The sequence below is a fragment of the Microbulbifer guangxiensis genome (assembly GCF_021729075.1).
GTDB classification, from domain to species: Bacteria; Pseudomonadota; Gammaproteobacteria; order Pseudomonadales; family Cellvibrionaceae; genus Microbulbifer; species Microbulbifer guangxiensis.
Genome location: NZ_JAJSAQ010000003.1, coordinates 393,450 through 406,954, shown reverse-complemented (window position 1 = coordinate 406,954; position 13,505 = coordinate 393,450). Strand labels below are relative to the sequence as shown.

General features: G+C 49.2%; 13 protein-coding genes. All 13 read right to left on the bottom strand.

Annotation, left to right across the window (positions count from 1 at the left end):
- Positions 1-12 precede the first annotated feature (12 nt).
- On the bottom strand, positions 13-1,422 hold the full coding sequence (locus LVD12_RS08785; RefSeq protein ID WP_237067322.1) for an undecaprenyl-phosphate glucose phosphotransferase: 1,410 nt from the start codon (positions 1,420-1,422) through the stop codon (positions 13-15).
- A gap of 241 nt (positions 1,423-1,663) precedes the next feature.
- Positions 1,664-2,029, bottom strand: coding sequence for a VanZ family protein (locus tag LVD12_RS08780; RefSeq protein ID WP_237067321.1), 366 nt, complete (start codon positions 2,027-2,029; stop codon positions 1,664-1,666).
- Between the two features lie 455 nt (positions 2,030-2,484).
- Positions 2,485-2,949: a GDP-mannose mannosyl hydrolase gene (locus LVD12_RS08775; RefSeq protein WP_237067320.1), complete on the bottom strand. Its 465-nt coding sequence runs from the start codon at positions 2,947-2,949 to the stop codon at positions 2,485-2,487.
- Positions 2,950-2,958: 9 nt separating this feature from the next.
- Positions 2,959-3,927: a GDP-L-fucose synthase gene (fcl, locus tag LVD12_RS08770; RefSeq protein ID WP_237067319.1), complete on the bottom strand. Its 969-nt coding sequence runs from the start codon at positions 3,925-3,927 to the stop codon at positions 2,959-2,961.
- A 90-nt stretch (positions 3,928-4,017) separates the two neighbouring features.
- Positions 4,018-5,154, bottom strand: coding sequence for a GDP-mannose 4,6-dehydratase (gene gmd / locus LVD12_RS08765; protein WP_237067318.1), 1,137 nt, complete (start codon positions 5,152-5,154; stop codon positions 4,018-4,020).
- Positions 5,155-5,168: 14 nt separating this feature from the next.
- Positions 5,169-5,900 carry a WecB/TagA/CpsF family glycosyltransferase gene (locus LVD12_RS08760; RefSeq protein WP_500793317.1) on the bottom strand — a complete coding sequence of 244 codons (732 nt, stop codon included), beginning with the start codon at positions 5,898-5,900 and terminating at the stop codon, positions 5,169-5,171.
- Between the two features lie 26 nt (positions 5,901-5,926).
- The gene (locus tag LVD12_RS08755) at positions 5,927-7,132 is read right to left on the bottom strand and encodes a glycosyltransferase family 4 protein (protein WP_237067316.1); all 1,206 of its coding nucleotides are present in this window, start codon (positions 7,130-7,132) and stop codon (positions 5,927-5,929) included.
- Entirely contained in the window at positions 7,078-8,052 is a 975-nt protein-coding gene (locus LVD12_RS08750; RefSeq protein ID WP_237067315.1) for an acyltransferase family protein, read from the bottom strand. The genes LVD12_RS08755 and LVD12_RS08750 overlap by 55 nt, the downstream gene beginning before the upstream one ends.
- A complete protein-coding gene (locus tag LVD12_RS08745) occupies positions 8,045-9,313 on the bottom strand; it encodes an O-antigen ligase family protein (protein WP_237067314.1) in 1,269 nt (422 codons plus the stop codon). The genes LVD12_RS08750 and LVD12_RS08745 overlap by 8 nt, the downstream gene beginning before the upstream one ends.
- Position 9,314: 1 nt before the next feature.
- On the bottom strand, positions 9,315-10,529 hold the full coding sequence (locus LVD12_RS08740; protein WP_237067313.1) for a glycosyltransferase: 1,215 nt from the start codon (positions 10,527-10,529) through the stop codon (positions 9,315-9,317).
- Positions 10,526-11,635: an aminoglycoside phosphotransferase family protein gene (locus LVD12_RS08735; RefSeq protein ID WP_237067312.1), complete on the bottom strand. Its 1,110-nt coding sequence runs from the start codon at positions 11,633-11,635 to the stop codon at positions 10,526-10,528. The genes LVD12_RS08740 and LVD12_RS08735 overlap by 4 nt, the downstream gene beginning before the upstream one ends.
- Positions 11,632-12,984 (bottom strand): nucleoside/nucleotide kinase family protein, encoded by a 1,353-nt coding sequence (locus LVD12_RS08730; protein WP_237067311.1) that lies wholly within the window; start codon positions 12,982-12,984, stop codon positions 11,632-11,634. The genes LVD12_RS08735 and LVD12_RS08730 overlap by 4 nt, the downstream gene beginning before the upstream one ends.
- Positions 12,977-13,504 (bottom strand): acyltransferase, encoded by a 528-nt coding sequence (locus tag LVD12_RS08725; RefSeq protein ID WP_237067310.1) that lies wholly within the window; start codon positions 13,502-13,504, stop codon positions 12,977-12,979. The genes LVD12_RS08730 and LVD12_RS08725 overlap by 8 nt, the downstream gene beginning before the upstream one ends.
- Between the last annotated feature and the right edge of the window lies 1 nt (position 13,505).

Here is a 13,505-nt window from a genome sequence, read left to right as displayed (position 1 = left end):
CCCACGCCGGATTCAGTAAGCATTCTTCCCGGTAAAGCCCTTGAAGATGGTCATCAGCACGATACGGATGTCCAGCCACAGTGACCAGTGGCGAATGTAATGCAAATCATGCTCCACCCGCTTGCTCATTTTCTCGAGCGTGTCCGTCTCGCCGCGCCAGCCGTTCACCTGGGCCCAGCCGGTAATGCCCGGTTTTACCTTGTGCCGCAGCATGTAACCGCTCACCAGCTGGCGGTACTCCTCGTTATGGGCCACCGCATGGGGGCGCGGGCCAACGATGGACATACGCCCCTGCAGCACATTGATGAACTGCGGCAGCTCATCCAGGGAAGTGCGCCGCAGGAAGCGGCCAATCGGCGTTATACGCGCATCACCCTTCTGTGCCTGCACCACTTTGTCACCATTGTCCTGCGTGGTCATGGAACGGAACTTCCACACCTTGATGGCACGCCCGTCCAGGCCATAGCGGTGCTGCTTGAAAATCACCGGCCCCGGTGAGGTCAGCTTGATGGCCGCCGCAAGCACCAGCATCAACGGTGAGATCAGCACCAGAATAACGGATGACAGCACCAGGTCCTCAAGCCGTTTCAGCCAGCTGTTCAGGCCCTCGATGGGCGTATCGTAAACACTCAGCAAGCTGGAATCCCCCACCTGGCGCCAGCGGGCGTGCAGCAGGTTGCTCACAAACAGGTCCGTCAGCAGGTGCACGGTGGCGGTGGTGTCTGCCAGCTGCTGCAGGATACCGGCAATGCGCAGCTCTTCCCGCATGGGCAGGGCGATATACACCAGGTCCAGCTCACCAGCACGGGCCGCGGCCACCGCATCTTCTACATTACCCAACAGCCGCACCGGCTCCAGCTCCAGCATGGACTGGCTGCAGGCATCACTGCCTTCTACCTGGTAAAAGCCCTTGATGCGGATACCCAGCTGTGGCTCATTGCCCAGGTTACGGGCCAGGCGCAGGCCGGCCTCGGTCACACCAATCACCGCCGCGCTGCGGGTGTTATAACCGTGGGAGCGCAGGTAGAACAGCAGCTGGCGCATGCCGAAGCGCCAGGCACACAGCAGCACCAGCGTTGAGCCCCCCCAGGTTCCCACGATCAGGCGCGAGTAACCCACACTGGTCTTGGTGAAATAACCCAGCACCAGCAGCACTGCCCCCAGCGCACACCAGGCAAAGGCTGTGTAGGCTACCATCTGCAGGTAAGTGTCCGCTCGCCAGGAGCGGTAGAGGTCCACAGACTCCGCCATCAGGGCAAAGCCCACGGCCGCAATCAGCCCCAGCAGCATCCACTCGGTGGTGATGCGATGGCCAAATGCCGTAATGCAGGTAAACAGCACGCCCAGAATCAGCGCGCCATCCAATAAACGGTACACAGCAGCCAGGCTACTCTGGTGGCTGCGAATCCAACCTTGCCCCACGAAATCCCCCGAAAATAATTCCCTGCCAGTATCCCTGGTCACCCCTCCAGCGGAGGTTGGCCGGGCCGCACCGCAGACAGATCAAAATCTGTACTGCCCCCCGGGTGCGGCTCGCCTCAATGACCCCTGGCTCGCCCTGATGGGCTTCTTTTTTTGCGTCCCAAATGATGCCACAGGCGCGACACCTTTCAACACAAAAATGAGAGATAGATCACTATATTTTTCTAATTTTGCTGAATACTTACCCAATCACGACATTTTTGTCGGCAGGCGACAGGACAAAATTGCTGACCAGCAAGCCCGCCATCCAGCCCAAAAGAACACCAAGGCCGTTCGCCAGCATATCCATACCATCCATGGTCCGGCCCGGCAGCATAGACCCCTGCCACACCTCGATGCCCATTCCAACCGCGACCAGCAACCCCATACCGAGCAGCGGGCGGGCAAAGCCCAAAATCCACAGCGCCCCCAGGGCCGCAAAGGCCCCAAAGTGCAGCATCAGGTCAAAGTGAGAGACCACCTGTGGTACCGGCGTAGACTTCAGCCCGGCAAAAAGCGCCACGGCCAATAAAAGTACAAACAAGCCGCGAGCAATAATTTTAATCACGCCACCCAACCTCAAGACATAGCCCTTTTGGGCTATATCGATAACAAGCCATTACACGGCCCCAGCCATGGAGCCCACATCATCACCCTCCAAAAGAGGAGGCTTACTGTGCCCTACTAATGACACAGCCGAAACTATCTAAACGCTGGTAGTAGCCTACCCACAAGCAAAACAACCACAGCGCCAGCCTCCATCCATGCCGTCACCCCGCACCTCTGTCGTCACCCCGCACCCCTGTCGTCACCCCACGCCTCTGTCATCTCCTCGCACCTCAGTCATCACCCCGACCCCTGTCGTCACCCCGGCGCAGGCCGGGGTCCACAACCCACAAGCCGCGGACACCAAACGACAACATCTACAAGCGCAGAGTGTTAACAAGAAGAGAGACGAACCCAGAAGCAATGCGTATGCCAACGCACAGCCCCTGATCAGGAAACTGACAACCTAGCGATTGTCTACCGCTGCGCAGCTCTATCCAGATACCACTTGGAATGCACATGCACCGCCGGATCAGCCAACATCTGGTCCCTGGACCACCACCGGTACCGACCATGCTGCTGCTTGGGCAACTCTTCCAACGGAATATCCAGCTCCAACTGGTACCCAAGCACCACATAATGGGTGGAAAACTCCTTAGCAGAGAAATTGTCACTATAGAAATGCTCGTATGGCCCAAGAAACTCAGCTTCAGCCAAAGGAACTCGAACGCCTAACTCTTCCTCAGTCAGGCGTTCAAAGGCCTCCGCCATCGACTCATCCTTAACGATCCTCCCACCAGGCACAAACCAGTACCCCTGCGCAGGACGGTTCAGCCGCTCACCCAGCAAAATGTCTCCTGCAGAGTTACTCACCACAAGATCAATTGAGACCAGCGGTGTCGAAGACACCACTGTCTTGAAAGTTTCTTCAGGTAGCTTCATCGACAGTGCCTAACCCCTGAAACTGTCCTGATTTTCCAGGAACCACGCATAAGTGGACTTGAGCCCCTGCTCCAGGGAAATGGAGTATCGCCAACCGAGGTCCGCCAGCCGGCTAACATCCATCAGCTTACGGGGTGTCCCGTCTGGTTTTGAGGAATCAAAGACAATCTCACCCTCAAAACCAACGACCCGCGCCATGGTCTCCGCCAGTTCACGAATCGTACAGTCCTCACCTGTCCCCACATTGATGTGAGACAACATCGGCTCAGTACAGGACTGATAAACCTCACCAGACAGGTTCATCACATGCACACTGGCTGCAGCCATATCATCCACATGCAGGAACTCCCGCATCGGATTGCCACTGCCCCAGACCACAACCTCGGCATCCCCGGCCAGCTTGGCCTCATGGAAGCGACGCATCAGCGCCGGAATCACATGGGAGTTTTCCGGGTGGAAATTATCGTTCTCACCATATAAGTTGGTTGGCATCACACTACGGTAATCCCGACCGTACTGGCGGTTGTAGGATTCGCATAGCTTAATGCCGGCAATCTTGGCAATAGCGTAGGGCTCATTGGTAGGCTCCAGCACACCGGTCAACAGTGCACCTTCGGCCATTGGCTGCTCAGCAAACTTCGGGTAAATACAGGAGGAACCGAGGAACAGCAGCTGCTGCACACCGGCGCTGTGCGCGGCGTGGATGATATTGGCCTCGATCATCAGGTTTTCATAAATGAAATCCGCCGGGTAGGTATTGTTGGCCACAATGCCCCCAACCTTCGCCGCCGCCAGATACACCTGATCTATCGCCTCGCGGGCAAAAAACTCCCCAACCGCCTGCTGGTTCACCAGATCCAGCTCGGCGCGCGCGCACAGCACCAGCTCGATGGAAGGATCATTCTGCAACTGGCGCACAATCGCCGAACCCACCATCCCGTGGTGCCCGGCGACAAAAACTCTCTTCTTATCAGCCATAAAAGAAACTCAATCTAGAACTCAAAAATACCTAACCGTCATCCCGGACTTGATCCGGGATCCAGCTCCACAAGACCTAGACAGTCTCTCTTATTCCATCGCCACACTGATATCAAAACCGTGCTCTTTCAGCAGAGCATGCCGCTTAGCCTGATCCAGGTCATGCGCAACCATCTCCGCACACATTTCCTCGACGGTGATCTCCGGCTCCCAACCCAGCTTCTCCTTGGCCTTGGAGGGGTCACCCAGCAGAGTCTCAACTTCGGCAGGGCGGAAGTAACGCGGATCAACTTTGACGATGACATCACCAACATCAACAGCTGGAGCCTTGTCGCCGTCGACCGCCACAACGGTAGCGACCTCATTTTCGCCTTTGCCAGTGAATGCAAGTTTGACGCCTAGCTCAGCGGCGCTCAAGCGAATAAATTCCCGCACAGAAATTTGCTTACCAGTGGCAATAACGAAGTCCTCTGGCTGCTCCTGCTGCAGCATCATCCACTGCATGCGGACGTAGTCCTTGGCATGGCCCCAGTCGCGTAGCGCATCCATGTTCCCCATATACAGGCATTTCTCCAGGCCCTGGGCAATGTTTGCCAGACCACGGGTGATCTTACGAGTTACGAAAGTTTCGCCACGGCGGGGGGACTCATGGTTGAACAGGATGCCGTTACAGGCGTAAATCCCGTAAGACTCACGGTAATTCACCGTAATCCAGTAAGCATACATCTTTGCCACTGCGTAGGGCGAACGTGGATGGAAAGGCGTAGTTTCCTTCTGGGGAGTCTCCTGTACCAAACCATAAAGTTCAGACGTAGACGCTTGGTAAAAGCGAGTCTTCTTCTCCAGCCCCAGGAAACGAATTGCCTCGAGTAGACGCAAAGTGCCCATCGCATCGACATCTGCCGTGTACTCCGGCGCCTCAAAAGACACTGCCACATGACTCTGTGCACCGAGGTTGTAGACCTCATCCGGCTGCACCTCCTGCAAAATACGCGTGAGATTGGACGTATCTGTCAAGTCACCATAATGAAGTTTAAGATGAGGGTTATCTTCATGCGGATCTTGGTAAATATGGTCAATACGATCCGTATTAAAGGACGAAGCCCGGCGCTTGATCCCATGGACTTCGTAGCCTTTGTCCAGCAGGAATTCAGCCAAGTAGGATCCATCCTGCCCAGTGATACCAGTGATTAATGCGACTTTGTTTTCTTTATACGAACTAGACATAGTACTTCAACTAATTAATTGTAAGATTTGTTAAAAAGCCACTGACGGCAAAAATGATAAATAAATCGAGGGTTTTGCTTTAAATAGCGTTTCCAAAGGCGCTTCGGCTCTGAGCAAAGTCGAAACAACCATTCCAAACCCAACTTTTGCACCCATCTAGGGGCATGCCGTTTGCTTCCAGCAACGAAGTCGAACGCCGCACCCACACCCAACATTACGCAATTGAGACGATCTTTATGCTTCGCCATCCACCGCTCCTGTTTAGGGCAACCAATACCAACAAACAAAACATTCACTTGCGCCAGGTTAATTCGACTAACAAGAACTTCGTCCTCCACTTCTGACAACTCCCGAAATGGTGGTGACCACGCAAAGGTAATGGAGATATCAGGATAAGTCTCGCGTAACTGCTTAACTACTTGAGTTAACACCTTGTCGGAACTTCCCCCGTAGAGACCAATATTCCAACCTTGGCGGCCAGATGACTCACAGAGCGCATTCATGATGTCTTGTCCACGAACCTGCTCGGCATCCGAATGTCCAAGCCGTCTTTGCGCCCAAGATAACGGCCTGCCGTCTGGGATCACCCAATCAGCCTCATTTACAATGGTCCGAAAATCGCTGGAATCATATGCTTCCATACACATGTGTACATTTGACACACAGACATACGCGCCCCTTCCAGCAAAGGCTAGCTCAGAAATCTTTCGAAATGACCTATTCATACAGGTCACGCGGACATCCATTGAGACTACTGAACACAATTTTCCCATTAACGCTTTCCCGACTCTTCGATTGCTGCCTGATATATATCCATTAACATTTCATAATTCTTTTCAGGTGTATACTTTTCAAGGTATTCTTTCCTTGCGTTCTCACCCATCGACCGCCTTTCATTCGGGTTATCCAACATCCATTGCACTTTTTCTGCCAAGTCAATTGGATCTCCAGCCTCAAAGTGGAGACCAGTAACCCCATCATCAACAACTTCAGCCATGGATCCCAACCTACTGCACAGGACCGGAACGCCGCACGAAAACGCCTCTACAATGGCCATCGGAAAACCCTCATAGCAAAGGGATGGCACAACCACAAAGGCACAGTTCTTTATCATCTCGATAACCTCGGGATGACTCTTCTCACCTAGCAACTCTACGCTAGATGGAATATCTGCAGGAACCGAACCGGGCCCCACGACTTTGAGAGGAAAATCGATGTGCCCCCATGCTTTCAAAGCAACATTGAACCCCTTTTCGGGACTAAGCCGTCCCACAAACAGAGCCGAATTTTCGCGCCTTTCAGACGGATCAAAGCCATAATCAATAGAAAAATTTGGCTTGACAGAAATGCGCTCACAGGGAAAACCCGCTTCAACGAATTTCCCCTTCGCGAATTCCGTCAGACAAATAAACCGACCCCCTTCAAACAACCACGTTCCCCTTTGTTTATGCAACTCAACGAGGCAGGCAACCAGTGCGGTACCTAACAAAGAATTACGATAAACTTTCTTCGGCACTGCCCAAAATGCAGATTCTCTTATACTCCGCTCGCAAGCCTTTCCCTCCAACATGAGTAATGACGTAGGGCATATGGTTCGAAAGTTATGTAGCGTGTATACAAAAGGAACTTCCTCAGCTTGCAGTGCGTCGAAGACGGAGGGTGATATCAAAGGAAACGTATTGTGAACATGTACTAGATCCAATGAACTTGATCGCAACCATTCCCTTACAATTCTTCTCCCTCTAAATGAGTAACACATTGAAACCGCTGCGCGAAGAGCCCCAACAAAACCCTTTAGCTCACAACTATCGACCAAATAGGTTCTAACCAAATTTGAATAGTCTCTTAGCAAAGCCATTTCGTTTTCGACCACAATATCCTCACCACCACGAATCTGATAGCGGTTATGAATTAAGCCAACGTTCAAGCATGCCTCCATAAATTTCCAAAGCGGCTTTCCAATAACTTCACGAGACAAGCTGCGCTGCGTCTAACCACGTATGAGGAGGCGACAAGAATTGAAATAAAATAAAAAACGTTGAGAGGGAACGGGTGTTGCGACACAATTGGATCTGAGTAAATAAAATATTGGAGCAAATATATTTCTAGCGCATGACTAGAAACAAACGCAACCGGCACAGCAAACAACGGCCGTGAAAACAGCTTGAGAAAACCATCAGCTGTAAATAAAAAATAAGCGAAAATTAAGAACGGATAGAGTATAATATGAGTCAAAAATTGAATGTAAAATACATCATACTTAATCATCCAAACCTTCAAGCCATAATAAAAGAAAATACATGTAACGACCCCAAGCGCCGCCCCCACCAGGGAAAATCTTTTCGTATAAGACCGTTCGCTAAAATATGCACCAAAAAGCATTATCTGAAAATAATGAATCCACTTGAAATACCCGGCATCTTCGATAGAAAAGCGATCTAATTCAAGACCCGAGTAAATGACGAGATATGGAATCCATAACAAAAGGATTATAAATGGTGCATAACGCAGATAATTGCCTTGCAAGACCGCATATATAACAAAATAGAAAACTATGATAGCAGATATAAACCAAAACTGAGTTGGCCAAACAAAAACCGAAAATATCGACTCGATACTAGCATCAACTTCCAATCGAGGAACAACCAATAGAAACAATATATTGACAACCAGCACAGAAGGATAGACTCGAACTATTCTACGAAGAATCCAAGGAGCAAAAGTCTCCCCCCCACGAACGCCCCAGCTAATTGCCAAACCATATCCCGACAAAAAAAAGAATATTACATTCCCAATTGCCCCACCCGTACCAAGTTGTGGCACCGGATACAAGGTGTCAAGATGAGAGTTGGTTATGAGAAAAACCGCAAAGGTCAATAGAACAGTAGTGTTACGCATTTAAACTTCTTGATTTCTTAGAGTTAATATAAGTCAACAAATACATATGGATAACAAACAATACTGCACCGGGAAATACCAATACGCCCTGTAGGCTTAACTCTGTAAGACCGGAAAATAGCAACTGAATGACTAGAGCAACAACGAACACATGCTCTCTTCGAGAAAGTAAATGCCGAGCCTTCACCAATGAAAAACCGAGGGACCCATAGATAAAGAGCGTTACTACGAGCGCGATAACTCCTCCATTCAAAAGTGATTGTAAGAGGTCGTTGTGGGCATGAGCCGCTGGAAATTCGAAGCCCGCAGTCCACGAAACCGCATCCGGAAGTGCGAACTTAGAGCCATTGATAAACCCATAACCCAAAATAGGTGATTCTTTTATCAGATCGAAAGATGCCTTCCATATTTCCGAACGGCCGGACCCAGATGTGACATTCGATACACCCTGCCCCCGGGACATAAGACTAACAATTTCGTCACTGTAAATTACTAGTACGACAATCCCAGTGAGCATCACGATCAACCCAATTATTCTTTGATATCTTCCACCGACAAGTAAGATGACCAATGGAATGGTTAGAGAGAAGATTATGATTGCGCCCCTAGAGTAGGTGAACAACAAAACCAACAATGTACAAATCATAGAGGCTGCCTTTTTCCAGCCATTCGGCAGCAGCAAGTACGAATATAAAAATGCGCAAGCAGCTATCACACCGAGCCTATTCGGATGAAATAAAAAGCCTCCTAAACGAATGTTTCCATGGGTCATACCGTAGGCGAGCTCCGGGAGTGGGATGACCGCGAGCAAAACGATAGACAAAGGCAATAGCAGCGCCGGCTTTAGGTAATTTCTGTGGAAAGAATCAAACCTAGCCTCTTCCAATGAAGAAAGCCACAACAGTGCTATAAGCATAAACAGTAGCCACTCGAACGCCCTATAAAGTGGCACTAATTTGTCCGCACCCGAAAACAGAAAAAAAGAGGAAAAAAAATAATAGGCAAAGAGGAGTATATACGGCAGCGCAAAGGCGCATACTTTTTTCTTTAATCTAATCTTACCTACTATGAAAAATATCGAAAACACTGATAAGCAAAATAGGTTTAAGAAAACCCTCAGCGCCACTTGCACAGAGGCTTCCGAATCAGCCACCTCGCCCGCGCGCGCAAACTGATCAACAACCGACAGCCCTGGGACCCCGACTGTTAGAAGCACAAGAAAAAAAAGGTATATGCCTCCCTGCCTAAAATAAATTTTCAATTCATGCCCCCCCCAAGTTCGAGGCGACTGCATTCTGCCAACTTAACTCAGAACTTCTTTTTATTGCACCTATTGACAGGCGCCGATATTTGGCTTGATCTGAGAAAAGCTCTTTCAGCGCGGAAGAGAGAGCCTCTACGACCTCACTCTCTGACCGCTGAATTACGGGCACCAAAAAACCAGACTTTTCGGTTACCGTTACACTCGGCCCACCAATATCCAAGCTAACAACCGGCAACCCACACTTCATAGCTTCAAGGACAACCATACCTCCTGAGTCATGCAAGCTGGGAAACAACAAAACGTGATGTGCCCGGTAAACTTTCTCAATCTCGTCTCTTGGCACCCAATCAATAAAATCGAGACAGTTAGACACTTCTAGCCTTTCGGAAAGTTCCTTCAGCCACGAACCATCTTTCCCCCTACCCAGTATCGTTAGCCTAGCATCAGGAATCTCGTGTTTAATTTTTGCAAATGTCTTTATTGCTAAGTGCACACCCTTCCAATACACAAGCTGTCCGGCGTACAGGATTCTTGGCCCTGATAATTTTGGCGGGTCTTTTGGGATGTTCAATCCAATTTGCGGCTCGATACCGATAGCTAAAGATATCGTCGCCTTCCCCCTAAATCGCCTCGGTACCATCTCTAGTGTTTGATCGGAAGTTACAATAATTCGCGTCGCTGTCGAATAAGTCAGGTTCATCAACGGGGAAAACCGCACCCACCAGTTCACTGAATCGCGAAATAAATCACTCAACCAGCCGCGCCATGGGTAGCTTTTTCTAAGCATCATTGGCGCGCTCTCGCCCCCCCCAACTGGACCAAATGAAAATGGCACCCCGAGCAACCCCATGAAACTAGGCTGGCGGGCCGAAGCAAAAGTAATGTGTTGTACATGATCAAAACGTACTATCCGGTGCACTCGCCTCGCCACTAAAAAAGCTCCGAACTGCCAAAGCAAATAATATAAATAGATCCCAAAGGGTACTTTTTTCCACCAAGCCAACCAACCGGGAACATCAAAATAGAAAAATTTAAGATTACTTGGCTTTCGGTTTCTCGACCAATAAGATTCAATAGCCAACCTATTATTACTTCGTGTGAGCACCCAAACATTGCAATTATGTTTGGCCGCCTCAAGCGCCCAATTCCACCCAACTGCAGGTTCAGAACCCTTATCCGGCTCGCACGCATACGCCGAAAGAAGCACATTCATAACTCTAATACCGCAGCCATTTTATTAATTAAAAATATTCTGTATTCCGCGGTTACACCATGATTTGCGCAACAGACATTGAACAAGATATACGCTATCAACAGCTGTTTTCTACCCAAGTCATCAATACCTAATTCGCCTAAATAATAATCAACGAGTTTATTGTTTATCAGCTCGGAAACAGTGTCTGGCAGCCCAAGAAGAAATTCTTGAATAAAAAAGAAATGGCACAAGTCCCAAAAAGGAAAGCCGTTTGCATCCGAATCTTCCCAGTCAACAACACCAAGTTCGCAGCCATTTTCTTTTATGTTCCATGGAGCAAAGTCGCCATGAAAAACCACCTCTGGAAAGTCTGCAGAATCAGATATCGCGGCAAAAGCTATTTTTACTAGCTGACTCTGATTATCGGTAAGTCCGCACCGAGATGAAGGCGCATATCCATCAATTTCTTGAATACAGGAATCCAACGACCTAGTTAGGCCCGTCCGCAAACTAAGCAGAAAGTCTACGTGGGACTTCCTGAGTTTTCCGCCGGATACTCGGCCTTTCAATACCGACTGCAAAGACCAACCTTGCGATTTATCGCTACCAATGTACTTGGGTACAGACTGAACACCTGCTAAGTTCAACTTTCTAAGAGCAGAAACCTCTCTCTGAATGCTATCCTTAGCACCTAACTGCAGTGGCACCTTTAAAACAGCAACCACAGAGTTCGATTGACCGCAGACCAGTGAGACCACAGCTTTTTGCTGCCTCCCCGGTGTACCAACATAGATGACGGGTGAGACCTTATTCTCAATAAAAGGCAGTTCGAGGTTAGCTCCGTCTACCGATATAACAGTTACCCTAGGTACATACCTCAGGCAACCCAGCGAATACGCTAGGCGCAGGATTTGCCATTTGATTTTCGAATAGAATCCGTAAGGGCGCCACCCTGAAATCACCGCCTTACCTATAGCTGGTGTACCTGGCAAGATCCAGCGAGGCCCTTCATTACCAGGAATCACATAAAAAGAGCTACCTACAGTATTCTCGCCAGCACTCTCAGTAACACGAGAAGCTCGATAGACCGCATTTAATACCTCTGCCGCTATTAACTGAATCATACCGCTCTCTGACGCTTCCGCTCGCGCGCCTGCATATATCGTAGGACTGCGTCACAGCTGTCACGCATTGTGGATTCAAGCGGCTTGGCCGTATTCAGCACTATGCAATCCTGTCGGCCCTTCGCGAACTTTAAATATGCTTTCCTTTGTCGATCAGTCTCGGAGTGCGGAACCTCTCTTTTCCTTAGCTGAATCATCTCAGTTGGGGCATCCAGCACTATAAAAAGGTCCGGTTTTGGCACGATCTTTGATACCAGCCTGGATAACCAACGAGGCGCGGAGTACCTATAGCGCTTGGGATCGACTAGCAAATCGTGATAGTAACGGTCAAAAATTACAAAATTGGAGTGGATCTTCAGTGGTAGGATTTTGGCAACCCAACCGATCAAATAGTCTGCTAAGAAATAAACAAGCTTCGCTATCGAGCTAAGAATCCCACGTGGCTTTTTATTGTGAGGATCAGCTACGACAGAACCCCTCTCTGGATTACCTAAACAGTAGGGCCTTAAATGGAAACGGGAGACCTTTCGAAAAGCCGGCGATAATTTTTCCACCAAGCCATCACCCACAGCTGTCTTACCCGCTCCATCGGGACCAAGCAAAGCAACTGAAATGCCCGTAGGTCGCAGCACACGACCCATCTGGCGGAAAAACTCTCTAAGGCTGTAAACAAAATGGAACTTCTTTCCTTCAGCTAACTCCCTTTTGAGGGCTGGAACCATTGATTTCAATAATTCTTGATCGCCGCTTGACAAGGACCTGGAAACCTCATTCACACATTCCTCGGACCAAAATCGCCTAAGCATTTTTTTGCAATCTTCAACCGCCAAAAGATACTGCCGGCGCAAATGATCGAACTGACTGGAGTTTACAGCCCCCTTGTCAATTTTCTTTATGAAATAATAGATAAACTCCTGATGCGGCGTTGCGACATAGAAGTTCTTACTAGAACCATCTTCGTCGACTGCGACGACCCTATCGATCAAAAGGTCTTCCGAATTGAGTAGCTTTCGGCCACGCCTAAAATAGTCACCGCAAACATCTGGATGCAGGAAGTCTAAGGTTCCACTTTTATCAACAAATGCCAAAACATAATAATATGCAGACTGCTCATGATGCAGCGTCTGAACATGAGCCAAATCGTAGTTAAGGCAGAATTCACGTATCAAACCATTTATACGGCGCAATGAATCGGATTCGACAACAATGTCAATATCGCTCGGCACCTCGACTGGCATCCTTGTAGAGTCCCCCACGACGCAATACTTAAGGCCACGGTCCTCTAGAAATTTAAAAAACGTCTTCAGGCAATCTGATTTGTCAGAAAAGGCAGCGGCTTCATTAAACATTCTTCTCGCGGCTCCTTATTAATTTCGCTGGGCTTCCAGCAATTACACTATTAGCAGGAAAAGATCTCGTCACCACGGATCCCGCGCCGATCACGGAGTTTTCGCCAACAACAACTCCGGGAAGGATGATAGCCCTTGTACCCACCCACACATTGTTCCCAATAGAAATATCGCGCTCTTCAGCTTCTCCCTGTTGATTGACCGGGATCTTCGAACTTTCCCACGCGTGAGACGTGGCCATCATCACAACATCAGGCCCCATTAAAACATCCGACCCGATAGTAATCGTGCCATTTAGGCGTGCGTTCTGCCCAATCTGACTTCTATCACCGACAGACAAACGGCTTCCATCACCGAAGTAGCATTTATTTTTTACTATTACACCTACTCCACAGTTCTTTAATAGATGTTTTGCTAACCAACGCCGGACTAAGTATCCAAACTTCCACCCAGGCATTGGCTGCATAGGTATAAATTGCGCAAATGCATAATAGACAACTAGTAAAATTTTCTTTTTCATT